This is a genomic window from Congregibacter litoralis KT71 (assembly GCF_000153125.2).
Classification (GTDB): domain Bacteria; phylum Pseudomonadota; class Gammaproteobacteria; order Pseudomonadales; family Halieaceae; genus Congregibacter; species Congregibacter litoralis.
On record NZ_CM002299.1, the window covers coordinates 242,868 to 265,675 of the forward strand.

The 22,808-nt window shown below is 57.6% G+C and carries 23 protein-coding genes; 17 read left to right on the forward strand and 6 right to left on the reverse strand.

Annotation, left to right across the window (positions count from 1 at the left end; genetic code table 11):
- The first annotated feature begins 1 nt into the window (after position 1).
- From tsaC to aroE, 3 genes are read left to right on the forward strand one after another with little or no spacing between them, the layout of a single operon-like run.
- On the forward strand, positions 2 to 565 hold the full coding sequence (gene tsaC, locus KT71_RS01135) for an L-threonylcarbamoyladenylate synthase type 1 TsaC (RefSeq protein WP_040362092.1): 564 nt from the start codon (positions 2 to 4) through the stop codon (positions 563 to 565).
- A gap of 57 nt (positions 566 to 622) precedes the next feature.
- Positions 623 to 1,555, forward strand: coding sequence for an oxygen-dependent coproporphyrinogen oxidase (hemF, locus tag KT71_RS01140; RefSeq protein WP_008293348.1), 933 nt, complete (start codon positions 623 to 625; stop codon positions 1,553 to 1,555).
- A complete protein-coding gene (aroE, locus tag KT71_RS01145; RefSeq protein WP_008293347.1) occupies positions 1,552 to 2,391 on the forward strand; it encodes a shikimate dehydrogenase in 840 nt (279 codons plus the stop codon). Before hemF ends, aroE begins: the two co-directional genes overlap by 4 nt.
- Position 2,392: 1 nt before the next feature.
- Here aroE and KT71_RS01150 read toward each other — a convergent pair whose 3' ends face one another.
- Positions 2,393 to 2,971 carry a gamma carbonic anhydrase family protein gene (locus KT71_RS01150; protein WP_008293346.1) on the reverse strand — a complete coding sequence of 193 codons (579 nt, stop codon included), beginning with the start codon at positions 2,969 to 2,971 and terminating at the stop codon, positions 2,393 to 2,395.
- 139 nt (positions 2,972 to 3,110) lie between these two features.
- On the opposite strand from KT71_RS01150, the gene KT71_RS01155 reads away from it, so the two are divergent.
- Positions 3,111 to 3,377: a YheV family putative zinc ribbon protein gene (locus KT71_RS01155; protein ID WP_023659772.1), complete on the forward strand. Its 267-nt coding sequence runs from the start codon at positions 3,111 to 3,113 to the stop codon at positions 3,375 to 3,377.
- Here the strand turns inward: KT71_RS01155 and KT71_RS01160 are convergent.
- A complete protein-coding gene (locus tag KT71_RS01160; protein WP_008293344.1) occupies positions 3,328 to 4,710 on the reverse strand; it encodes an MATE family efflux transporter in 1,383 nt (460 codons plus the stop codon). The genes KT71_RS01155 and KT71_RS01160 overlap by 50 nt on opposite strands.
- A 394-nt stretch (positions 4,711 to 5,104) precedes the next feature.
- Here KT71_RS01160 and coxB point away from each other — a divergent pair, with 394 nt between their 5' ends.
- The 4 genes from coxB to KT71_RS01180 are packed head-to-tail and all read left to right on the forward strand — an operon-like array spanning position 5,105 to position 9,502.
- A complete protein-coding gene (gene coxB, locus KT71_RS01165; protein ID WP_008293343.1) occupies positions 5,105 to 6,295 on the forward strand; it encodes a cytochrome c oxidase subunit II in 1,191 nt (396 codons plus the stop codon).
- Between the two features lie 14 nt (positions 6,296 to 6,309).
- A complete protein-coding gene (gene ctaD / locus KT71_RS01170; protein WP_008293342.1) occupies positions 6,310 to 7,881 on the forward strand; it encodes a cytochrome c oxidase subunit I in 1,572 nt (523 codons plus the stop codon).
- A gap of 44 nt (positions 7,882 to 7,925) precedes the next feature.
- Positions 7,926 to 8,486 carry a cytochrome c oxidase assembly protein gene (locus tag KT71_RS01175; RefSeq protein ID WP_008293341.1) on the forward strand — a complete coding sequence of 187 codons (561 nt, stop codon included), beginning with the start codon at positions 7,926 to 7,928 and terminating at the stop codon, positions 8,484 to 8,486.
- Between the two features lie 47 nt (positions 8,487 to 8,533).
- The gene (locus KT71_RS01180) at positions 8,534 to 9,502 is read left to right on the forward strand and encodes a cytochrome c oxidase subunit 3 (RefSeq protein ID WP_008293340.1); all 969 of its coding nucleotides are present in this window, start codon (positions 8,534 to 8,536) and stop codon (positions 9,500 to 9,502) included.
- 5 nt (positions 9,503 to 9,507) lie between these two features.
- Here the strand turns inward: KT71_RS01180 and KT71_RS01185 are convergent, their stop codons facing one another.
- Positions 9,508 to 9,780: a DUF2909 domain-containing protein gene (locus KT71_RS01185; RefSeq protein ID WP_008293339.1), complete on the reverse strand. Its 273-nt coding sequence runs from the start codon at positions 9,778 to 9,780 to the stop codon at positions 9,508 to 9,510.
- 75 nt (positions 9,781 to 9,855) lie between these two features.
- Here KT71_RS01185 and KT71_RS01190 point away from each other — a divergent pair, with 75 nt between their 5' ends.
- From KT71_RS01190 to polA, 5 genes are read left to right on the forward strand one after another with little or no spacing between them, the layout of a single operon-like run.
- The gene (locus KT71_RS01190; RefSeq protein ID WP_023659773.1) at positions 9,856 to 10,659 is read left to right on the forward strand and encodes an SURF1 family protein; all 804 of its coding nucleotides are present in this window, start codon (positions 9,856 to 9,858) and stop codon (positions 10,657 to 10,659) included.
- Positions 10,660 to 10,666: 7 nt separating this feature from the next.
- Entirely contained in the window at positions 10,667 to 11,350 is a 684-nt protein-coding gene (locus tag KT71_RS01195; RefSeq protein ID WP_008293337.1) for a redox-active disulfide-containing membrane protein, read from the forward strand.
- The gene (cyoE, locus tag KT71_RS01200; RefSeq protein ID WP_008293336.1) at positions 11,343 to 12,266 is read left to right on the forward strand and encodes a heme o synthase; all 924 of its coding nucleotides are present in this window, start codon (positions 11,343 to 11,345) and stop codon (positions 12,264 to 12,266) included. Before KT71_RS01195 ends, cyoE begins: the two co-directional genes overlap by 8 nt.
- Entirely contained in the window at positions 12,263 to 12,925 is a 663-nt protein-coding gene (locus KT71_RS01205; RefSeq protein WP_008293335.1) for an SCO family protein, read from the forward strand. The genes cyoE and KT71_RS01205 overlap by 4 nt, the downstream gene beginning before the upstream one ends.
- A gap of 42 nt (positions 12,926 to 12,967) precedes the next feature.
- On the forward strand, positions 12,968 to 15,697 hold the full coding sequence (polA, locus tag KT71_RS01210; protein ID WP_008293334.1) for a DNA polymerase I: 2,730 nt from the start codon (positions 12,968 to 12,970) through the stop codon (positions 15,695 to 15,697).
- Positions 15,698 to 16,247: 550 nt separating this feature from the next.
- On the opposite strand, the gene yihA is transcribed toward polA, so the two are convergent.
- The gene (gene yihA / locus KT71_RS01215; protein ID WP_008293333.1) at positions 16,248 to 16,940 is read right to left on the reverse strand and encodes a ribosome biogenesis GTP-binding protein YihA/YsxC; all 693 of its coding nucleotides are present in this window, start codon (positions 16,938 to 16,940) and stop codon (positions 16,248 to 16,250) included.
- Between the two features lie 136 nt (positions 16,941 to 17,076).
- Here yihA and KT71_RS01220 point away from each other — a divergent pair, with 136 nt between their 5' ends.
- The 3 genes from KT71_RS01220 (at position 17,077) to KT71_RS01230 (ending at position 18,874) form a co-directional block, all read left to right on the forward strand.
- Positions 17,077 to 17,373: a c-type cytochrome gene (locus tag KT71_RS01220; RefSeq protein WP_008293332.1), complete on the forward strand. Its 297-nt coding sequence runs from the start codon at positions 17,077 to 17,079 to the stop codon at positions 17,371 to 17,373.
- A gap of 34 nt (positions 17,374 to 17,407) precedes the next feature.
- Complete coding sequence (locus KT71_RS01225; RefSeq protein ID WP_008293331.1) at positions 17,408 to 18,049, forward strand: c-type cytochrome; 642 nt, start codon at positions 17,408 to 17,410, stop codon at positions 18,047 to 18,049.
- A gap of 168 nt (positions 18,050 to 18,217) precedes the next feature.
- Positions 18,218 to 18,874 carry a thiol:disulfide interchange protein DsbA/DsbL gene (locus KT71_RS01230; protein ID WP_040362094.1) on the forward strand — a complete coding sequence of 219 codons (657 nt, stop codon included), beginning with the start codon at positions 18,218 to 18,220 and terminating at the stop codon, positions 18,872 to 18,874.
- Between the two features lie 70 nt (positions 18,875 to 18,944).
- Here KT71_RS01230 and KT71_RS01235 read toward each other — a convergent pair whose 3' ends face one another.
- The gene (locus KT71_RS01235) at positions 18,945 to 19,565 is read right to left on the reverse strand and encodes an NADPH-dependent FMN reductase (RefSeq protein WP_008293329.1); all 621 of its coding nucleotides are present in this window, start codon (positions 19,563 to 19,565) and stop codon (positions 18,945 to 18,947) included.
- Positions 19,562 to 20,860: a multidrug effflux MFS transporter gene (locus KT71_RS01240; protein ID WP_008293328.1), complete on the reverse strand. Its 1,299-nt coding sequence runs from the start codon at positions 20,858 to 20,860 to the stop codon at positions 19,562 to 19,564. Before KT71_RS01240 ends, KT71_RS01235 begins: the two co-directional genes overlap by 4 nt.
- A 64-nt stretch (positions 20,861 to 20,924) precedes the next feature.
- Between KT71_RS01240 and KT71_RS01245 the strand changes: the two genes are divergently transcribed.
- The gene (locus KT71_RS01245) at positions 20,925 to 22,748 is read left to right on the forward strand and encodes a carboxylesterase/lipase family protein (protein ID WP_008293327.1); all 1,824 of its coding nucleotides are present in this window, start codon (positions 20,925 to 20,927) and stop codon (positions 22,746 to 22,748) included.
- The last annotated feature ends 60 nt before the right edge of the window (positions 22,749 to 22,808 follow it).

Consider the following 22,808-nt stretch of genomic DNA (forward strand, 5'->3'; position numbering starts at 1 on the left):
CATGTCGCGAGTTCCATCTTTCCGTATGCGCCTCTGTGCCAATGCTCTGGCCGCGGACGGTGTGATTGCCTGTCCCACGGAGGCCGTATGGGGCTTGAGCTGCGACCCCTTCAGCGAGGTGGCGGTACAGCGTCTGCTGGATTTAAAGCAACGACCCGCGCACAAAGGACTGATACTGGTGGCCGCTGACGAGGCCCAGCTGGATTTCCTCCTTGAGGGCCTGCCTGAATCTCTGCGCCAGAAGATTCGCGTGTCCTGGCCGGGGCCGAACACCTGGCTGGTACCCCACCGCGGACGCGTTTCACCCCTGGTCCACGGTCGTTTTGAGAGTGTCGCGGTGCGGGTGAGCGGACATCCTGATGTGCGGGCCCTGTGCCGGGTCCACGGAGGTCCCCTGGTATCGAGCTCGGCCAACGTGGCGGGCAGCCCGGCGCCCAAAACCCTGCTGGCAGTGCGCAATTACTTTGGAACAGGCCTTGATGCTGTACTTCCGGGACAGGTGGGCAGTGCCGATCGCCCCTCGGTGATTCGTGATGTTTTCACTGACGAGGTGTTTCGTGCCTAGGTTTAACCCGGGGTGCGCGGTGCGCCCTCGACACTACACAATAAAAGGATCTGCGCTATGAGCGAGATGATCGAACCCATTAAGGAGTATCTCCTGGGTCTCCAGGACAGTATCTGCGAAAGCCTTGCGCAGGTGGATGGTGGTGCTGAGTTCACCATAGAAGAGTGGGACCGTCCCGAAGGGGGTGGTGGGCGAAGCCGCGTTCTCAGCGACGGTGCTGTGCTGGAAAAGGCCGGCGTCAATTTTTCTCACGTCATGGGCGATCAGTTACCCGGCTCGGCTACGGCGGCGCGTCCGGAGCTTGCGGGACGGAGTTACCAGGCGATGGGTGTCTCCCTGGTAATCCATCCGCGTAATCCCTATGCGCCTACCTCTCATGCCAACGTGCGCTTGTTTATTGCAGAAAAGCCCGGGGAAGAGCCCGTGTGGTGGTTTGGCGGTGGCTATGACCTCACGCCCTATTACGGCTTTGAGGAAGACTGCGTGCACTGGCACAAAACCGCCGCCGATGCCTGTGCTCCCTTTGGTGACGAGGTCTACCCGAAGTACAAGAAGTGGTGCGATGAGTACTTTTATCTCAAACACCGGAACGAGCCCCGAGGGATCGGTGGTCTGTTTTACGACGACCTGAACACCTGGGACTTCGACACCTGCTTCGCCTTTATGCGTGCTATTGGTGATTCCTATCTGGCGGCGTACCGTCCCATCCTCGAGCGTCGTAAAGACACACCCTATGATGATCGTGAGCGACAATTCCAGCTGTACCGTCGCGGTCGTTACGTGGAATTCAATCTCGTTTTCGATCGCGGCACGCTGTTTGGCCTCCAGTCCAATGGGCGCACGGAAGCCATATTGATGTCTCTGCCGCCTCTGGTTCGTTGGGAGTATGCGTTCAAGCCCGAGCCCGGCACGGAAGAGGCCCGACTGACGGATTATTTCCTCACGGGACGGGACTGGCTCCGTATAGGCGACACCGGGACTGCCTCATGAGTGAGAACATGCGATTTGCGGTGTTCGGCAACCCCATCAAACACAGCCGCTCGCCGATGATTCACGCGGCGTTTGCCGGGCAGTGCGATGTGAAGCTGGAATACCGTGCCGTGCGCGTGGAGTTGAACGATTTTCAGCGCGCTGTTACGGCCTTCTTTGACGCGGGTGGCAGTGGCCTCAACATCACCGTGCCCTTCAAGGAAGAGGCGGCGGCAATGGCGATGGAGCTCACAGGCCGCGCAGCGCGGGCAACCGCCGTGAACACCCTGTGGCGTGATGATGCCGGGGTGTTGCGCGGTGATACCACGGACGGCGTGGGTCTGGTGCGGGATATGGTGGCCAACCTCGGTTGGCGTATTCAGGGTCAGCGGGTGCTGATTGTTGGCGCCGGAGGCGCCGTACGTGGTGTCCTCGAGCCTTTGATGCGTGAGCTACCCACGTCCGTACACATCGTGAATCGCACGGTGGAGCGCGCGGAAACTCTGGCGTCGGAATTCGCTGTGCTCGGAAAGATCACCGCCAGTGGCTACGGTGACCTGGCGGCGGATCAGTATGACCTGGTGATCAACGCGAACAGCGCGGGTCTCAGTGGTGAGATGCCTGCCCTGCCCCCGGGTATTCTGGGTGAACGGAGCTGTTGCTACGACCTGCTCTACGGCGCTGAACCCACGGCGTTTATGCGCTGGGCAGCGCAGAATGCCGCCTGGGCCGTGAGCGATGGACTGGGGATGCTGGTGGAGCAGGCTGCGGAAGCTTTTTACGTGTGGCACCGCAGCCGTCCGGAAACCCAGCCCGTAATTCAGCAGCTTCGGGGTGTGCTGGCCGCGGCCGCCTGAATCAGTCGTCGTTCCCGATCAATCGGTCCAGTTCTTCGATGTGCTGGTCTTTGAGGCGGCAGTAGTTCCCCGCGCTATAACTGAAAAAAGCCATCTCCTTGTCACTGAGTTTGCGCATCTGCCTGGCCGGTGAGCCGGCATAGAGGTAACCACTTTCGAGGCGTTTTTTGGGCGTCACAAGGGCTCCGGCAGCAATGACCACGTCGTCTTCAACGACGGCTCCATCCATTACCACCGCAGCCATGCCGACGAGGATGCGATTGCCCAGGGTACAACCGTGGAGCGTTGCGTTATGGCCGATGGTGACCTCCTCGCCAATGGTCAGAGGCCAGCCCGCGGGGTTGAAATCGCTGGCGTGGGTTATGTGTAACACACTCCCATCCTGCACACTGGTTCGAGCACCCACGCGGATCGAGTGCATATCGCCACGGATAATAGCGCCGGGCCATACGGAGACGTCATCACCGAGCACGACATCCCCGGACACGACGGCGCCGGGATCGATAAGAACCCGATTGCCCAGGATCGGCGTATGACCTCCAAAGCTGCGTAGACTTGTCTTGGTGTAATGCGTGTGCATCGTGGTTGGTGCCTCTTTATTGATGGTGGAAAGCGCTGGTGAAAGTCCCCCATTATTGGGTTGGCAAAATTGCGGCGTCAAATGCGACCTCAGCCCGGCTGCATCAGGGATGTCTGCTCTTAAACGGTAGGAAATACATATGAGTGGTTTTCAAACGCAAAGGCGCTTTATTGCCGGGGCTGTCTGCCCGCGCTGCGCCGAAATGGACAAGATTGTTGTGGATCTTGAGAGCGATGAGCGGGAGTGCGTCGCCTGTGGTTTTCGCGAGGGGCGGCCGGCGGAAACCGCACCGGAAGAAGTAAAGACCCGCGTCAATCGGCCATCGGCAAGGCGCGTGGAGACTCCCGCAGAGGTCGTCAGACTGCTGGACCCGGGTGCCCCTCAAGCCAGCGATGATGACGAGTGAAGTACCAGAAGCTCAACGCCAGGGTGATACCACGGCTGGCGTTGAATGCTGCAAAGGACATCCACAGGCCATGATTTTCAAGGCCTGTGCTTGCATACCAGCAGGGTAAATAGATCAAAAAGGCGCTGAACAGCATGCCCAGCATCATGGCCCGCGTCGCACCGGCACCAATAAACAGGCCATCAAGGAGGTAACTCGGTGCTGCCAGCAGGGGCAGGGCCACGAGCCAGAGACCATGGGCGTTCATGATGGCCAGGACCTCGGGCAGGCTCGTGAGGAGAGGAAACAGCCAGGGTTTCCCCAGAAGGATCAGAGCACTGATAAGCAGCGCCGACACCCCTGTCCACCATGCACAACGTCGGCTTATTCGAAAAAATCTCGCCAGATCACCGCCACCAAGGGCCTCCCCTGCCAAACCTTCAGCAGCGTAAGCGAAGCCGTCCATGGCAAAAGCGGCAAAAAGCAGAAACTGCATCATGACGGCGTTGGCAGCGACCACCTGCGGGCCCAGGTTCTCGCCGGCCGCAGTGAAAAAGGCAAAGGCGAAAAGCAGGCTCAGGGTGCGAAAAAAAAGATTGAGGTTGCTCCGCAGAAGTCGCCGGTAGGGGCCCGGTACGCGCAGTTGGGTCCACAACGCCCGGCTCAACAGCGATCCCAGCTGTTTTCTCAGTCCCACCAGCACAATCAGAAGGCCCAGGTACTCTGCAATCACCGTTGCGATTGCTGCGCCGCGGCTGGCAAGTCCCAGCCCCAGGATAAAAAACGCATCAAGGGCGATATTGCTCAAATTGGTAATGATCAGAATTCGCATGGGCCACCGGGTGTCCTGATGCCCGATGAACCAACCGAATGCCGTGTAAGTCAGCAATACCGCCGGAGCGCTCAAGAGACGCAGGGAGGCGTAGTCATAGGCGGTTTCCCGAATCTCTTCTCCCGTGCCCATGATGGCGAAGCCCAGGTTCAGCAGGGGACGCTGGAAAATCAGTAGTAGAGCGGCGATGGCCAGGGCGATGACGCTGGAGCGAGCTAACACCAATAGCGCCCGGTGGGAGTCCCCCGCGCCATTTGCCCTGGCGACTTCGCCGGTGGTGCCCATGCGCAGAAAACTGAAGCCCCAGTAAAGAAACGATAAAACGGCGCTACCGACTGCCACGGCGGCGAGGTGAAGAGGGCTGTCCAGGTGCCCGAGAAGACTTGCATCGACAAGGCCCAGCAAAGGAATTGAGATGTTTGCAATGATCGCCGGCCAGGCGATAGCCCATATCTTGGCATCCAGACTGGCTCCGATCGCTACATCTTGGGGTTTTTCCCGTTGCAGAACTGTCTCCCTCAAGCGTGCATCAAAATGCTTGTAAATCAGCGCGTTAGTAGGTTTATGGGTTGGCTTTCGCTATAATCGCCACGCCTCAGGGGGAAGCGGCTTTCGTGCCGCAACTATTACAACATTAAATAGCCTGTCGCCGTCAGTGATGTAAGCCCGGGGGAAACACGGTTTACAGCTGGCGAAAAAACACACACCGAAGCCGTTTCTGCGCGTTATTTCGTGCGGGATATGTTCCTAGGCGCCCCTCTTTTTTCAGATGGGTTTCTCGGACCTGTCGGTGTGCCAGCGAAGTAGACCCGAATTCGCTGGAAACAGTTTTGGAGTCCCGAAATTGGCAGCAAGCAAAAGCTGGAAAGCCGTTTTTGGGGCGCGACGATAAAGATAGTTCGATGGAGACCCGGTAATGCAGGGAACAATCAACCGAGCACTGGCGCCGATCACAAAGCAGCAAGGCACAGCCGCTCTCAGTAAGCTCACGGCCGCGATCTTCACGGCAATGGCAGTCTTCGCGGGATCTGCGCACAGCGCAGGCAATGACACCAGCTCAGTGAACATGAGCCCCGGTGTGACTGCCGTAGGCCAGTCAATCTTCGATCTTCACATGATCATTCTCTGGATTTGCGTGGTCATCGGCGTTGCAGTTTTTGCCGTGATGTTCTACTCCATCATCTACCACCGGAAATCCCGGGGTGTGGTGCCCGCGCAGTTTCATGAGAGCACCAAGGTGGAGATCGCCTGGACCGTGGTTCCTTTCCTCATTCTTATCGGCATGGCCGTGCCTGCAACATCCACGCTGCTCGAGATCTACGACTTCGAAGACGCGGAAATGGATATTCTGGTGACGGGCTATCAATGGAAGTGGAAATACGAGTATCTCAATGAGGACGGTGATAACGTCACCTTCTTCAGCAACTTGCAGACGCCCCAGTCAGAGATTTACAACTCGGCGGACAAAAACGAGAACTACCTCCTTGAGGTAGACGAGCCCGTTGTTATCCCCGTCAACACCAAGGTACGTTTCCTGGTGACGGCGAACGACGTTATCCACGCCTGGTGGGTTCCTGAGCTCGCCGTGAAAAAAGATGCGGTTCCCGGCTTCATCAACGAGACCTGGACCCTGGCCGAGGAAGAAGGCATTTACCGCGGCCAGTGCGCGGAGCTCTGCGGCAAGGACCATGGCTTTATGCCCATCGTGGTCAAAGTCGTGAGCCAGGAAGAATATGCCGACTGGCTGGGCGACAAGCAGGAAGAAGCGGCGCAGGTCCGTGAGCTCATGGCTCAGACCTTCACCATGGACGAGCTCATGGCGCGCGGTAAGGAAGTTTACGACCGTGCCTGCCTTGCCTGTCATGGTGCTAACGGTGAGGGCGGCGTCGGTAATGCCATCGCAGGCTCTGCGGTCGCCACCGGTGAGCTGGGGCAGCATCTGAACATTGGTATCAATGGTGTAGCCGGATCAGCAATGCAGGCCTTTGGTGGCCAGATCAACGATGTGGAGATGGCAGCAGTTATCACCTATCAGCGCAACGCATTCGGCAACAACATGGGCGACATGGTTCAGCCCATCGATGTATTTAATTACAAGAAGGGTTGAGGGGAGTATTAACGATGGCACACGGACCCGCTAAAGGCATCAGCCGCTGGCTGTTTACCACGAACCACAAGGACATCGGCACGATGTACCTGTGGTTCTCCTTCGCAATGTTCATTCTGGGTGGCGCTTTCGCGATGATCATTCGCGCAGAGCTGTTTCAACCCGGCATGCAGCTTGTGGAGCCTGCATTTTTTAACCAGATGACGACGCTTCACGGACTCGTCATGGTGTTCGGGGCGATCATGCCCTCCTTCGTGGGATTGGCGAACTGGCTGATACCCATGATGATTGGCGCGCCGGATATGGCATTGCCGCGCATGAACAACTGGAGCTTCTGGATCCTTCCGCCCGCGTTCCTGATGCTTGCATCAACGCTGTTCATGGAAGGTGGCGCTCCGGCCTTTGGTTGGACTTTTTATGCGCCTCTCTCAACCACCTACGCCGCTCCATCGGTCACTTTCTTTATCTTCGCGATCCACATTCTTGGTCTGTCGTCCATCATGGGCTCGATCAACATTATCGCGACGGTAATGAACATGCGTGCACCGGGTATGAGCTACATGAAAATGCCCCTGTTCGTATGGACCTGGTTGATTACCGCCTTCCTGCTCGTGGCTGTTATGCCCGTATTGGCGGGAGCGGTGACCATGATGCTCATGGATATCCACTTTGGCACCAGCTTCTTCTCGGCGGCCGGTGGAGGTGACCCCGTACTGTTCCAGCACATCTTCTGGTTCTTCGGACACCCTGAGGTGTATATCATCATCCTGCCGGCCTTCGGTGTGGTCTCTCAGATCATTCCGGCATTCAGCCGCAAGCCGCTGTTCGGTTACGACTCCATGGTCTATGCAACGGCTGCTATTGCCTTCCTGTCGTTCATCGTCTGGGCGCACCACATGTATACCGTGGGTATGCCTGTCGCCGGCGAGCTGTTCTTCATGTACGCAACGATGCTCATCGCGGTCCCCACGGGCGTCAAAGTGTTCAACTGGGTCAGCACCATGTGGCGCGGCGCGCTGTCTTTTGAGACACCCATGCTGTTCTGCCTCGGCTTCCTTGTGCTCTTCACCATCGGTGGATTCACGGGTCTGATGTTGTCCATCGCACCAGCGGACTTCCAGTATCACGATAGCTACTTCGTCGTGGCGCACTTCCACTATGTGATGGTTGCCGGTGCGGTGTTCTCCATGTCAGCAGCCGTCTATTACTGGCTGCCCAAGTGGTGCGGCAAGATGTACAACGAAACCATGGGTAAGACCCACTTCTGGATCTCTTTCGTTGGCTTCAACATCACCTTCTTCCCGCAGCACTTTGTGGGACTGGCCGGCATGCCCCGCCGTATTCCTGACTACGCCCTGCAGTTTGCGGATTTCAACATGATGTCCTCTATCGGTGCGTTCATTTACGGCGGTTCGCAGATCCTCTTCCTCTACAACGTGGTTGCGACCATCGTAGCGGGCAAGCCTGTGAGCGACGAGAAAGTGTGGGACGGTGCCGAGGGACTCGAGTGGACCGTGGCTACGCCAGCGCCTTACCACACCTTTGAAGTGCCGCCGACGATTGATCCTGAGCACGCGCACTCCTAAGCCTTCATTAACTCGGGAAGATACTTGAGCAGCCGAAAAGCATCATGATCCGCGTCAGCAACAATCCGTCTATCGATACCGTCATCAAACTGGTGACGGTAGCGGTAGCGATGTTCGCTTTTGTGTTCGTGGTCATGGTGCCCCTGTACAACGTGCTGTGTGATGCCCTCGGTATCAACGGAAAAACCTCGGGTGAGGTGTATACCGCCGCGCAGGCGGGTGTGGACGAAAGCCGGGAAATTACCATTCAGTTCGTTGCGACGAACAACGATGGGATGCCCTGGGAGTTTCGGCCTTCCAACACCATGATGCGCGTCAATCCCGGCGCGTCGAACGACACGGTGTTTCTTGCGCGCAATCCAATGCCCCAGGCGATGGTTGCCCAGGCAATTCCCAGCGTGTCACCGTCGCGCGCTGCCGAGTATTTTCACAAGACCGAATGTTTTTGCTTCAACCAGCAGCCGCTGGATGGACGCAGTTCCGCGGAGATGCCGCTGCAATTCATTATTGATCGCGAGCTTCCGCGGGATATCAAGACAATTACATTGTCCTATACCTTGTTTGATGTGACAGATATGGCGCAGGGCGCCGTTGCTGCACGCTAACGGCTGTCGGTCAGGGGGACCGACGGTTTAACTGGAGAGAAAATTCAATGACAAGCCAGACCTCCACGGAATACGAAAAGTATTACGTACCAGAAAAAAGCTCTCTTGCCGTCATGGCAACCATCGGCCTGGTGCTCAGCGTATTCGGCGCCGCTAATTTTATTAATCAGCTGACCTTCGGAGAGGCGGGTGAAGCGTCCCCGACCATTCTTTACTGTGGTCTTTTTGTGTTCGCGGCAACGCTGTTCGTGTGGTTCCGTACCACCATCCGCGAAAACATTGCGGGCATGGCAAGCGGCCAGCTCAAGAAGTCCTATGTACTGGGCATGTACTGGTTCATCTTCTCCGAAGTGATGTTCTTCGCAGCCTTCTTCGGCGTGCTGTTTTACGTTCGTAACCTCGCAGGACCCTGGTTGGCTGCCGAAGGTGAAGGCGGACGTATGAATTATCTGCTCTGGGAGGGCTTTCAGTTTAGCTGGCCCATGATGCAGACACCTCAGGAAGCGGTAGGCGGTGCAGCGGATCAGCTCATCGCGAACAACGGCTCCTTTGCCAGCGCCAAGCAGAGCATGTCCTTTGCTGAAGCGCATCACTGGTATGCCTGGTTGCCCCTCTGGAACACCATCATTCTGCTGTCTTCGTCCGTCACGGTGCATATCGCTCACACAGGTCTCCTGAATGACGACAAGAAGAAGTTCAACCTGTGGCTGTCTGCCACGGTCGCCCTGGGCGTCTTGTTCGTGATCCTGCAGATCGCGGAGTATTACGAGGCTTATGCGCACTTCGGCCTCACCCTGAACTCCGGTATCTATGGATCCACCTTCTTCATGCTCACCGGATTCCACGGATTCCACGTGTTCATGGGTATGACCATGCTGGCAATCCAGCTGATGCGGTCCCTGCGAGGAGGCCACTTTACTGCGGCAGATCACTTTGGTTTCGAGGCGTCGAGCTGGTACTGGCACTTCGTCGACGTGGTCTGGGTCTTCCTGTTTCTCTTTGTTTATATTCTTTGAATTGTTTACTGGTCCCTGACGGGACCTTCTTTAACAGGATTTGAAGAGGCGGCCCCCTGGGGGCCGTTGTCCCAGGGATTGCGATGACCGAGCTGTCCCGTCGCAACACCGAAGATAATCAAGCTCATTAAACCTATCGCCAGCCCGAGCCGTACACCCAGAGAATTGAGTGTGCGGCGTTTTGTTTTGTCTCCCTGATCAACCATCAGGAAGTACGCACCACTGACGAGGCTGCCCACCAGCATCACCATGAAAAGCACGATCAGAAATTTCAGCACAGCGGGGACCTTGTTTAAACCAAACCCACAGTATAGCGAAGCGTCGCCGGGAACGGTTTTGCCTGGGAGTTTGTCTTGTCTGCGTTAAAGCTCGATCTGGAGTGGCGAACCACGCTAATGACCCTGCTGTTGTTTCCCGGACTCATTGCTCTGGGTTTCTGGCAGCTGGATCGGGCCCAGGAAAAAGCCGAGATTGCCCAGCGGGAAAATGATCGGGCCCAGGCCGCGGCGGTGAGCGTGGCAGTACTCAGATCGATGCCCAGGGCGGAGCGGGCTTATCGTAAGGTCATGCTACAGGGGCACTATCTCAGCGATGCGGTGGTACTCGTCGACAATCAGATTCGTGATGGTCGCTATGGCCATGATGCTCTGGGACTGTTTTTTGACCAAGCCAGTGGCCAGTACCTCTTATTGAATCGCGGCTGGGTGCCCGGGGATTCCTCGCGTCGCAGCGTGCCTGATGTCGAGGTGCCTGCCGGTGATCTCACCCTGACCGCCACTGCCTACGTGCCGCCGGGGGACCCCTATTTGCTCGCGGAGGAGCAGTTTTCATCGCTGGAGTGGCCGATGCTGGTGCAAACGGTGAGCTCCGCAGCACTCCGGGAACTGCTGCACAGGGAAGTGGGTGAAAATCTTCTTGCCACGGAATTACGTCTCTTGCCCGGAGAGCCCACGGGCTTTCGTCGCGACTGGCCCGTGGTCAACGTTTCCCCGGAAAAGCACCAGGGTTATGCGCTTCAATGGTTTACCATGGCGGCCGCTTTGGCGGTGTTCTTCATCCTTCGCAGCACTAATATTTTGAGTCTTGGGCGGTCGAGCGGTTCTACAGATGGCGTGATCGAGACCCAGGCCCATAAGTCCCCGGAAAAAAAGGAGTAGGGATCGCGTGGACGGCGTAAACAATCAAAATTCGGCCCGGGCCGTGCCGGAGCCCGGCAGCGGTCGCATGACATTGTTGCTTATCGCCGGCATCCCCGTGATTGTTATCCTCGCGGCGAGCTGGATGTGGTACTTCGTGGCCAAGGGCCAGCTCGACCTGGTGGGCGCCCTGGGCACCTCAAACAGGGGACAGCTGGTTCAACCCCCTCGCCAGGCTACGGAAGCGGGTTGGTCTGACGCCGCGGGTGAGCAATTCGCCATGGGAAGTTCAGCGAAATGGTCCCTGGTGATTCCCCAGCGCGGGGCAAACTGTGAAACCGCCTGCGAACGGCGCCTCTATGAAGTGCGACAGATTCATATGGCATTGGGCAAGGAGTTGGGCCGCGCCCAACGCCTCCTGGTCACCGATGCTGCCCTGGAGGACCTCACCCTGAACGTCGAGGCATTGAGTGATCAGCGCCCTCTCCCCGATGATTTTGCCACTTACGTTGAGAGAGAGCAGCGCGGCATGAGTCTCTGGCATAGCGGAACTGATGGTTTTGCGACGATGTTCCCGGAGTATGTCGAGCACCCCGATAGCTGGTACCTCATGGATCCTGCGGGTTGGGTGATGATGCGCTACGACCAGTCCGTAAGCTATAAGGATGTTATCTCGGATCTTAAATTTCTCATGAAGAATTCCAATGGCTGAGTCAGTGAGTGTTCCCAGCGAGGCGTCGGACTCCCGTGCCACCTGGCGTGACTATAAGGAACTAACCAAACCGGGTGTGGTGGCATTGCTGATCCTCACGTCGGTGATCGGTATGTGCATGGCCGTGCCGGGCTGGGTTCCCCTGGACGTTCTCATACTGGGCAACCTGGGTATCGCTTTGTGCGCGGCGGCAGCAGCGGCGGTCAATCATGTTGTTGATCAGAGAATCGACCAGCGCATGGCGCGAACCCGGAACAGGCCTCTGGCCAAGGGGCGCGTGAGCAATCAAAACGCCATCATTTTTGCTCTGGCCCTCGGCGTTGCCGGCATGGCCATTCTTCTTGTCTGGATTAATGCGCTGACCGCCTGGCTCACCTTTGCATCCCTCGTGGGCTATGCCTTTATCTACACGCTGTTTCTGAAGCGGGCGACGCCTCAGAACATTGTGATCGGCGGTCTTGCGGGCGCCGCGCCGCCACTGCTGGGTTGGACCGCGGTTACCGGCGAGGTACATGGGCATGCACTGCTGCTCGTGTTGATTATCTTTGCCTGGACGCCACCGCACTTCTGGGCCCTGGCGATCCACCGCCGTGAAGAGTACGCCCTGGTAGACATCCCTATGCTCCCGGTTACCCACGGTGTGCGATTTACGCAGCTGCACATCATTCTCTACACCATCATCATGTTTTTGATCACCCTGATGCCCTTTGTCACCCGTTTGAGCAGTTGGCTGTACCTGGCGGGCGCCGTGGTGCTGGGGTTGCGTTTTTTCTACTGGTCCATCGAAATATGGCGGGAAAAAAACCCCAAGGCTCCTATCTATGCCTTTAAATATTCCATTACCTATCTCATGTTGCTGTTTCTGATTATGTTGCTCGATCACTATCTTGTTCCCTTGCCGGCTTATCCCGTATGACGACTACCCGGGAAAAGAGCCAGCGCCGCGGTGTGGTCATGACCATTGCGGCCGTACTGGTGTTTATGCTGATTGTGGTGGCGGGCTTTATTCACCGCATCGGTCAGCCGCGCCTTATGTCCGATGGCGAGCTGCAGGCTAACGGGCTATATCTCATGGACCCGCCGCGGGACTTTGGTGATTTCGCCCTGACGGATCATCGCGGTGAGCCCTTTACGCCTGCGTCTTTCGAGGGCCAGTGGACCCTGGTGTTTTTTGGTTTCACCCACTGTCCCGATGTCTGTCCCACCACCATGGCGTTTCTTGACCAGTTTGTGGGTCAGCTTGAAGGTACCGAAGCAAAGGACACCGAGGTGGTGATGATCAGTGTGGATCCCGCCCGGGATACCGTGGAGAAACTGGCGACTTATGTGCCCTACTTCAACGAAGACTTTACCGGTGTCACGGGTGAATTCCTGGATCTGTTCCGTTTTGCCACGGCCCTCAACACCCCGTTCAGGAAGGTGCCGGGTCAGGGCGAGGACTATCAGGTAGATCACAGTGCAAACGTGGTACTGATTAATCCCCGCGGGCACTATCATGGGTTTTTTAAAGCCCCCCTGGATCTTGCAAAAATGAAAGTCACCTATCGGGCAGCGCGCTACATCTGGGACCATTGATAAAGCGATAGAACGATAGGATGACAGGAGTCTGAAAACCCCATGAGCGACAAGCAGCCTTTGATCCTGGTGGACGGGTCTTCTTATCTCTATCGTGCCTATCACGCCCTCCCGCCGCTCACGAACTCCAAGGGTGCGGCCACGGGCGCGGTCAAAGGCGTTATCAACATGATTCGCCGCCTCCAGAAGGATTACCCCGAGAGCACCATTGCCGTGGTCTTTGATGCCAAGGGCAAAACCTTCCGCGACGATATTTATCCCGAGTACAAGGCCAACCGGCCGCCCATGCCCGATGACCTTCGGGAGCAGATTGAACCCATTCACAGCATTGTGCGGGGCATGGGTCTGCCCCTGCTCTGCGAGCCGGGCGTTGAGGCGGATGACGTTATCGGAACCCTCGCTAAAGAGGCGAGTGAGGCGGGCTGCTCCGTTATCGTATCCACCGGCGATAAAGATATGGCGCAGCTGGTCAACGATCGGGTCACGTTGGTGAACACCATGAACGACACGCTCATGGATCCCCAGGGCGTGGTGGATAAATTTGGCATTCCCCCGGAGCTGATCATTGATCTTCTGGCGCTCATGGGTGACAAGGTGGACAACATCCCCGGGGTGCCGGGAGTAGGAGAGAAAACCGCGCTGGGTCTCCTCCAGGGCCTTGGCGGTCTTGATCAGATTTATGCGTCCCTCGATGAAGTGCAGAACCTGTCTTTTCGCGGGGCCAAAACCATGGCGGCGAAGCTGGAGAAGGAGCGGGATAACGCCTATCTATCCTACGAGCTTGCGACCATCGCCACGGACCTGAAACTTCCCCTGGTGTATGCGGATCTTGCGAATGGCGTGCCGGATAAGGCAGCGCTCCTGGCGTTGTTCCGGGAGCTGGAATTCAAGAGCTGGATAGACGAGCTGGAGAACGAGGCATCCGGTGATAGCAGCGATGCCACGGTGGAAGCGGACACCCGCGAGCAAAACTATGTAACGGTTTTGGACCAGGCCACTTTTGATGACTGGTTATCGCGCCTGTCCGAGGCCCCGTTGTTTGCGTTTGATACGGAAACCACCAGCCTTAACTATATGGAAGCGGATATCGTGGGCCTGTCCTTTGCGGTGGAGCGCGGTGAGGCAGCCTATGTACCCCTTGCTCACAGCTATCCCGGGGCGCCGGCGCAGCTAGACCGCGATGCCATTCTGGCGGCACTGAAACCGCTGCTGGAGGACCCTGCAAAACCCAAGCTCGGGCAGAATCTCAAGTATGACGCCAGCGTGCTGGCGCGCTACGACATTCACATGCAGGGCATCGCCTTTGACACCATGCTGGAGTCCTATGTATTGGATTCCACGGGCACGCGCCACGACATGGATAGCCTTGCGCTGAAGTATCTCGGTCGCAGTACCACTCATTTTGAGGATGTAGCAGGCAAAGGCGCCAAGCAGATTACCTTCGATCAGGTGGGCATAGAGCAGGCGGGGCCCTACGCTGCGGAAGATGCCGAGGTCACCCTCGCGCTCCATGAGACCCTCTGGCCAAAGCTTCAGGAGTCTGCGGGCCTCGCCAGCGTCTTTTCTGATATTGAGCTGCCCCTGGTACCGGTGCTCTCCCGCATGGAGCGAACCGGTGCACTGCTGGATGAAGAGCGGCTTTGGGAGCAGAGCCGCGAGCTGGGGGGTCGGTTACAGGCTCTGGAAGAGGAGGCTCACAATCTGGCGGGCCAGGTGTTTAATCTCGGCTCCCCGAAACAGCTGGGGCAGATACTCTTCGAAAAACTCGAGCTTCCCGTCATCAAAAAAACACCCAAGGGTGCGCCCTCTACCGCAGAAGAGGTCCTGCAGGAACTTGCGCTGGATTACCCTCTGCCCAAGCTGCTTATCGAGCACCGGGGCCTATCCAAGCTCAAGTCCACCTACACGGACAAGCTGCCGGGCATGATCAACCCGCGCACGGGGCGAATTCATACCTCTTACCACCAGGCGGTGACGGCCACGGGCCGTTTGTCGTCATCGGATCCGAATTTACAAAACATACCCATCCGCACGGAAGAGGGTCGGCGTATTCGCCAGGCATTTATCGCCGCCGAGGGTTACCAGGTGGTGGCGGCGGACTATTCGCAGATTGAGCTGCGCATCATGGCGCATCTCTCGAAGGATGCGGGGCTTCTCGAAGCCTTCAGAGAGAATCTTGATGTGCACAGCGCCACGGCCGCAGAGGTCTTTGGCGTGTCCCTGGATGCGGTGTCCGGTGAACAGCGCCGCAAAGCCAAGGCGATTAACTTTGGTTTGATCTATGGCATGTCGGCCTTCGGTCTTGCCCGGCAATTGCGTCTTGATCGCGGCGAGGCCCAGCGTTACATCGACGTGTACTTTGAGCGCTATCCCGGGGTGCGGGAGTATATGGACAACACCCGGGCCCTTGCCCATGAGCAGGGCTACGTCGAAACGCTCTTCGGCCGACGTCTGTATCTGCCGGAAATCAATGTCCGGAACAAAAATCGCCAGCAGGCGGCGGAAAGAACCGCCATCAATGCGCCTATGCAGGGTACCGCGGCAGATATCATCAAAAGAGCCATGATCACCGTAGATCGCTGGATCGCCGACGATAGCGTCGATGCGAAGATGATCATGCAAGTTCACGACGAATTGGTGCTGGAAGTCGCAGAGGATCAGCTCGATCCTGTCTGTGATGAGCTGTGTAAGCAGATGTCGGCGGCCGCTGAACTCGCCGTGCCTTTGCTCGTCGAGGTGGGGCGCGGCGCGAATTGGGACGAAGCCCACTAAATTTTTTTCATCTCCTTTGGAACTTCTTTTCTAAAGCGCCCTCAAACTTATCGTGACAATGAAGTGAAGTGCATTGTTCCGGAACGCTGGTTAGCATGGTTTCCAGCGTTCGAACCCCTAGAGACCCTGACTGCCCGGTTGCTTTTCTCCTCGTTTTGCAACCGGGCCTTTTTTTGCCCGCAATTCTCATAAACCGCTGAAAAATTTCATTTTTATTGGCTTTGTAACGCGAGCAATCACCGCAGTGCCCCGCTCGCTGCTGTCGCTTTTACGCTTCGCGAAACACTTCCGCGCTTGCTCGCTGAGCACAATGTCAGCGAACCGGCGTGTGGTTTCCGTAGACTCCTACGCCACGAACCGCGAGCAATCACGGCAGTGCCCCGCTCGCTGCTGTCGCTTTTACGCTTCGCGAAACACTCCCGCGCTTGCTCGCTGGGCACGATGCGAGCGAATCGGTAGATGACAAGGTTCACGTACCGATCCCCCAAGTCTTTTTCGGGGAGTGAACCTTGTCATCTGCTGGTTTGCGGAATGCTTGCGCAGGGGGTGTTTAGGGGGCGAGGTCGGCCTCTTCGGAGTCATCGTCAAATACTGACGTATCCGTAAGCCACTGATCAAGGGTCGCGATCAACTCGCCATGCCCTGTGTGCTTAAGTGCCGAGAACAGCTGGCAGGTGACCAGTTCACCGAGAGGGGCGACGCTGTTTCTGACCTTGAGAAGGGTCTGTTTGCCGGCGCCCTTGGACAGCTTGTCGCATTTGGTGAGGAGCATGTGCACCGGCATATCCGCTTCTGCGGCCCAGGTGAGCATCTGCTGGTCAAAGGGCTGGAGGGGGTGGCGACAGTCCGATAACAGGATAAGACCCCGCAGGCTCTGTCGCTCCTGGAGATAGGCCTCCATCTGTTTAGTCCAGTCCTGCTTGAGTTTTTGCGGTACTTTGGCATACCCGTAGCCCGGCAGGTCGACGATGCGCTGCTGCTCACCGACGGTGAAAAAGTTGATGAGCTGCGTTCGCCCCGGGGTTTTGGAGGTGCGCGCGAGTTTGTGGTTTTGCGTCAGGCTGTTGATAGCACTGCTTTTTCCGGCGTTTGAGCGTCCTGCGAAGGCCACTTCCCAGCCAATATCCTCAGGGCATTGGCTGACTTTGGCGGCGCTGGTGAGGAACGCGGCTTTGCGATAGGCCGGTTTGCTGACGGGCTCGGCCAGGGCGGCGCCCTTCGGGTGATTTGTTGGGGTATCCATCTTGAGTATAATAGCGCGCCCTTCAAATAGAGGGGCGTGAATTGTGGGGTGTTTCTCGCATCGAATTACCAGAGGTCTTGAGCACATGTTGAGACCTTGTGAGGACGCCAACCTTGACCGTTAGGAGGAATTTACCGTGAAGAAAGTCATTTTGGCCGCTGCGGTAGCGGTACTTGCTATGGCTGCTCATGCAGAGCCGAATATGGAGAAGTACGGTAAAAGCTGTGCCGTCTGTCACGCTGCCGGTGTCGCCGGTGCCCCCAAGACGGGCGATGCGTCAGCCTGGGAGCCTCGGCTGGCCAAGGGCATGGACGCATTGATGGCGTCTGTGAAGAACGGTCTCAATGCAATGCCGCCCATGGGCATGTGCTTTGACTGTTCGGATGAAGAGTACATGGAACTGATCAAGTACATGTCTACACCGGCTGAATAAGCAGCCGGAAAAAAAGCGTAGGGATTCTGAAATTATGAAAAAGCTGCTTGTTCTCAGAGCGTTCATTGTAGGCGCAGTTGTTAGCACCGCGAGTGTGCAGGCTGCTGAGATACTCAAGGGTGACCCCGTCGCCGGTGAGCAAAAGGCCGTTGCCTGCGGTGCCTGCCATGGTGCTGATGGAAACAGTGCCGTTGCAATGTTCCCCAAGCTTGCGGGACTGGGCGAAAAGTACCTGCTCAAGCAGACCCAGTACATCCGCGATGGCGTGCGCCCGGTAGCGCAGATGGCTGGTCAGGTTGACAACATGTCCGATCAGGATCTTGCGGATATCGCCGCCTATTTTGACAGCCAGCCTCGCGGGGTTGAGAAAGCCGATCCGGAGCTCGTTGCCCTGGGCGAAAAGGTTTATCGCGCCGGTGTCGCAGAACGCAATGTGGCTGCCTGCATCGCCTGTCACGGCGCCCGGGGTGCCGGAAACGCACCAGCGGGCTTTCCTGCCCTCGGCGGTCAGCATGCAGACTACGTAGCATCGCAGCTCAAGGCTTATCGCAAAGGTTACGAGGATCCCACGGGTCGCGTTACCGGCGGTGAGACCAAAATCATGCGCAGCAACGCTTTCGGCCTTTCTGATATGGAAATCGAAGCGGTGGCGGCCTATGTGTCGGGCCTCAACTAGCCAGCATTTCTGAACGCAGTAGTTCGATAAACGGCTCGCCTTGCGGGCCGTTTTTTTTGATAGACGGATTTGAATAACGACCGGGATCCATGGCGGTGCCCAAAAGACGAACTTTTCGTTACGATGCCTGTCCGAGTAGTTAACCCCAAGATGTTTCTGGAGAAGATTATGCTTAAGCGTATTTGCCTCGCTGCCTTCGCGATGCTCGCCCTGCAGCTGGCGGCGCTGTCCGCTCAGGCCCAAGACGAAAACTACGTGGCGGGAGAGCACTACGATGTTATCTCCCCGGCCATCCGTGGAAGCTCTGACAAAATCGAGGTCACGGAGTTTTTCTGGTACGGCTGTGGCCACTGCTACACCTTCGAGCCTCAGCTGACGCAATGGAAAAAAGGTCTGGCGGACGACGTGGTTGTGAAGGGCTCACCCGCCATGTGGAACGGACCGATGGAAATCCACGCAAAAGCTTTTTATGCCGCAGAGGCGCTGGGCGTGTTGGATAAAATGCACATGCCGCTGTTTCAGGCCCTCAATGTAGATCGCAAGCGCCTGGCTAATGAGGACGAGCTGGCGGACCTGTTTGCCGCTAATGGCGTTTCCCGGGAGGACTTTTCCAAGGCGTTTAACTCCTTCGGCGTTGGCAGCCAGGCCCGACAGGCAAACGCACGGGCCCGTGCCGCTAAAATCACCGGTACGCCGGAACTGATGGTGGCGGGGAAGTATCGCATCAGCACACGCAAGGCCGGTGGTCAGGCAAATATGCTCAAGATTGCGGATTTTCTCATTGAGAAAGAACGCGCCATGCAGATGGCAGACTCCAAGTCCTAATCTAATAAACCGCCCCGCCGCCCATAGCGGCGGGGCGTTCTTGCCGCTGGTAAGACCCTCCCTGGTTTAATCACATGCCGTTGGTGTACTCCTCCAGCGAGGTTTTACCGCTCGCTCTGATTTGCTGAAACGCTTTGGTGTATTCACCGAGCATCTCCAGACAGTACGTGAGCCGCGCATCCAGGTAGTCATGCTGCTTGTCGTCGTTTTCGGCGCTGTCTTCGTTAAATACCATGCCTGCATTACGCACGATGAGATGTTCCGGCAGATAGCAGATCCGGCTGTTTTTGTAGCTACTCATGCGCAGCTCCGCAACGGGATAGGCTCCACCTCCGGCACCGCCGGATACCGCCACGATGAGGGCGGGCTTGTGAGCCAGCTCACCAGAACCGGGAAACAGCAGAAAGAGGTTTTTGAGTCCTGAAGGCACCATGCCGTGCCACTCCGGCGTCACGACAATAAAACCATCGCAGCTGTTGAGCTCATCGCGGAGCTCACCAATGGCTTCTTCCCATTTCGGATCGCCATTCCAAAGCCCCTCGTCCCAGAATGGCAGGGGGTTGTCGGCCAGGGAAAACAAGTAGGTTTCGTAGCAAAGGCCGTGCTTTTCGAGCTTCCCCAGTGCGTAGCGCGCTATCTTTTCGCTTTGAGAATCGTTGCGATGACTACCGCTGATAATGCCAATCTTCATGGTGAGTCGGGCTCCGTAGATAAAGGGTGAATAGGGTAATGTTTTTTGCTCTGCGCCCTGCCGTAAACCATTAAAAGCAGTGCAAGCACCTGAGTCACTGCCATGGTGATGATCATGGGCAGCGGTGATGACACTAATACGCTTCCCACCGCGACCGTGATCACCGCTGACAGTCCCATCTGTAAAAAACCAAACAGCGATGAATTGGTGGCGGCGATTCTAGGGAAGTGTTCCATGGCCATGGCCATGGCCTGAGGCAGCACCAGGCCCAGGGCGGCGGAGTAAAAGCTCATGGGTAGAATCAGTGCCAGTATTGAGGTGGGTGCCAGGAGGTGCAGAGGGAGCATGGACAGCACCGCGACCGTAGCGATCACCCCACCGAGGAGTAACAACTCAGATGTGGCGTATCGGACAGCGAGGCGCGCGCTCACGGCGCTGCCTCCCATGTAGCCAAACACCGAACTCAGAAAGATAAAGCCGAAATACTCCACGGGTACGCCCAGCATGTCGATAAAGACGAAGCCGGAACAGGCAAGGTAGGCCATCAGTCCCGCATAGACCAGCGCGCTGGCTGCGGCGATGGGTAAAAACACCGGATCCCTCAACAGCACAAGGTAATTGGCAGCGATGTTTCCGGGGCGCAGACTTTGTGGCTCAGCCAGGGTCTCCGGTATGCGAAAGCCGATGATTACCATGACAATCGACCCATAAACACTGAGAAAAACGAAGACCGCTGGCCATTCCACGTAGCGCAGCATAAGCCCTCCAAGCCCCGGGGCCACGGCAGGTGCAAGTGCCATAAGCATGGCAATCAGTGATAACGCCCGGGCGGCACCCTTCGGTCCAAAGATGTCTCGCGTGATGGTGCGGGCCAGGGTGGGTCCTACGCAGGCACCGACCCCCTGCATAAACCGATAGGTGGTCAGCTCCTCTACGCTGTTCGCCAGAGCGCAGCCTGCGGAGGCCAGAACAAACAGTCCTGTGCCCCCAAGAAGTACCGGTTTCCGTCCAAAACGATCCGCGAGGGGACCGCAGGCGAGATGAAAGACCGCAAAGCCCCAGAGATAGGCGCTAAGGGTAAAGTGCATATGCACGATGTCAGTGTTGAAGGCCTGTTGCATGGCCGGCATTGCCGGCAGGTACATATCAACGCTAAGCGGGCCCAGGGCGACCAGCGCTGCAAGAAACATCAGCGTTGCTTTGGAGCCGGGATCAAGACGCGAGTTTTCGGGGGTGTATGCCATGGGCGCGCAATGGTACACCAGGGCGTTGTGCTCCCTCGCCACAGGATGCATTTTCCCGGGGGATGTTCTCCGTCGGCCCCGCTGACGTTAAAGTAGCGCGCAGGAGGAACCGCAAATGCGTTGGCTAGTACTGATCACGGGTTTGGCGCTCATTGTTGGTGGGCTGTATATCGACCGACAAGAGACGGTCGATGGCCCGCTTACGCTAATGGCAGATAACAGCACACTGCGGGACACGCAGTCCGGGCCGGTGCTGGGTGGCATCAGTGCGCCGGGAGCACAGCTCTGGCTCGGCATTCCCTACGCTGCTGCCCCGGTGGGTGAGCGCCGTTGGCGCGCTCCGGAACCTGTACAGCCCTGGGCACGCCCCCGGGAGAGTCTCGCCTTTGGCGATGTATGCCCGCAGTTTGCCAGTCGCCTGTCTGCCTCCACGGCAGATCCCGGCACCCTTATCGGCAGCGAGGACTGCCTGTCCCTCAATGTCTTTGCTCCCGGCGGTATAGACGAGAAAGCCGGCTTGCCCGTGATGGTGTTCATTCACGGTGGTGGAAACACCATCGGCTCGGCCGTCCCCTACGAGAGCTCTGCTTTTGTTCAGGAGCAGGGCGTGCTGATGGTGACCCTGAACTACCGCCTCGGGCTTCTTGGCTGGTTTAGCCATGCCGCACTGCGCGACGGCGTCTCGGCGGAGGACGCCTCGGGAAACTACGCCCTCCTGGATATGATTGCGGCGCTCAAGTGGGTGCGGGACAACATCGAAAATTTTGGCGGCGATCCTGAGCGGGTCACCGTGTTTGGCGAGTCCGCCGGCGGTCGCAATATCTTTGGCTTACTGGCATCCCCCCTGGCCAAAGGCCTGTTTCACGGGGCAATTATCCAGAGTGGCTTCCCCGGGACCTTTACGCGCAGCCGCGCGGAAAATCCTCCGGACGATCCCCAGCCAGGTCATCCCAACGGCTCCTACGCTTTAGCCCGAGCCTGGCTTCAGCAAGACGACGGTCCCGAGGCATCAGCTCCGATAGACCAGATGCCGGCAGCTGAGCTCGCCCGCTATTTTCGACGACTCAGTGTTGAGGACATCATGACGCCCCTCTTCACGCCCGGCGGCCTATACCGTGCGCCGGCATTGTTCCGCGATGGCGTGGTATTGCCCGAGGAACCCCTCACGGAGATATTCAACGACCCCGCGCGTTGGAACCAGATGCCCCTGATGATTGGGGGAAATCGCGACGAGATGAAGCTGTTCCTGTTGCTTTCCGGGCGCTACACCTCAAATTTGCTGGGCGTGCTACCGCGGGTGGATGACCCCGAGCGCTATGAGCGCCTAAACCGCTATCACAGCGATGCCTGGAAGGCGACGGGCGTGGATCTCCCGCTGTCGCTCATCAGCGAGAGCAGTCCCGATACGCCTCTGTACGCCTACCGCTTTGACTGGGATAGCATGCAGAAAAACTGGTTTGTAGATTTGCCTGAGCTCCTCGGGGCCTCTCATGCCCTGGAGCTGGATTTTCTGTTTGGTCCCCTGATCAGTCGCGTCGCACCCGGGGTTTTCTATGCCGGTAACTATGAGGAGCGCGAGGCACTTGGACGTGCCATGCGGGATTACTGGGCGGGCTTTGCCTACAGCGGTCGTCCGGGCAGCGGCCGAAGCTCGGCGCAAGCCGCCTGGCCCTCCTGGAGTGCGGAGGAGCCCAACCTCATGCTGTTGGACGCTGCGGAGGATGGGGGTGTGCGCTCCCGGCGCATCAGTGTGACCGTGGAGGATGTAAAGCAGCGCCTTGCTAAAGAAGAGTCGCTGCCCGAGCGTTTACGCTGCGCCCTCTACGTCGACCTGTTCCTGGACAACAACGGTCTGAGTGAACAGTTCGTTTCTCGTGAGTATCAGGATTTGGGTTGCGGCGAGATTCCCTCGTGGCCCCTGTCGGGATTGTCGCGCTAGGAGAGAGGGCGCCTTAGCTTTTACTCAGAGTTATTACTGTCCCGTCGTCGGTCCTGGTCG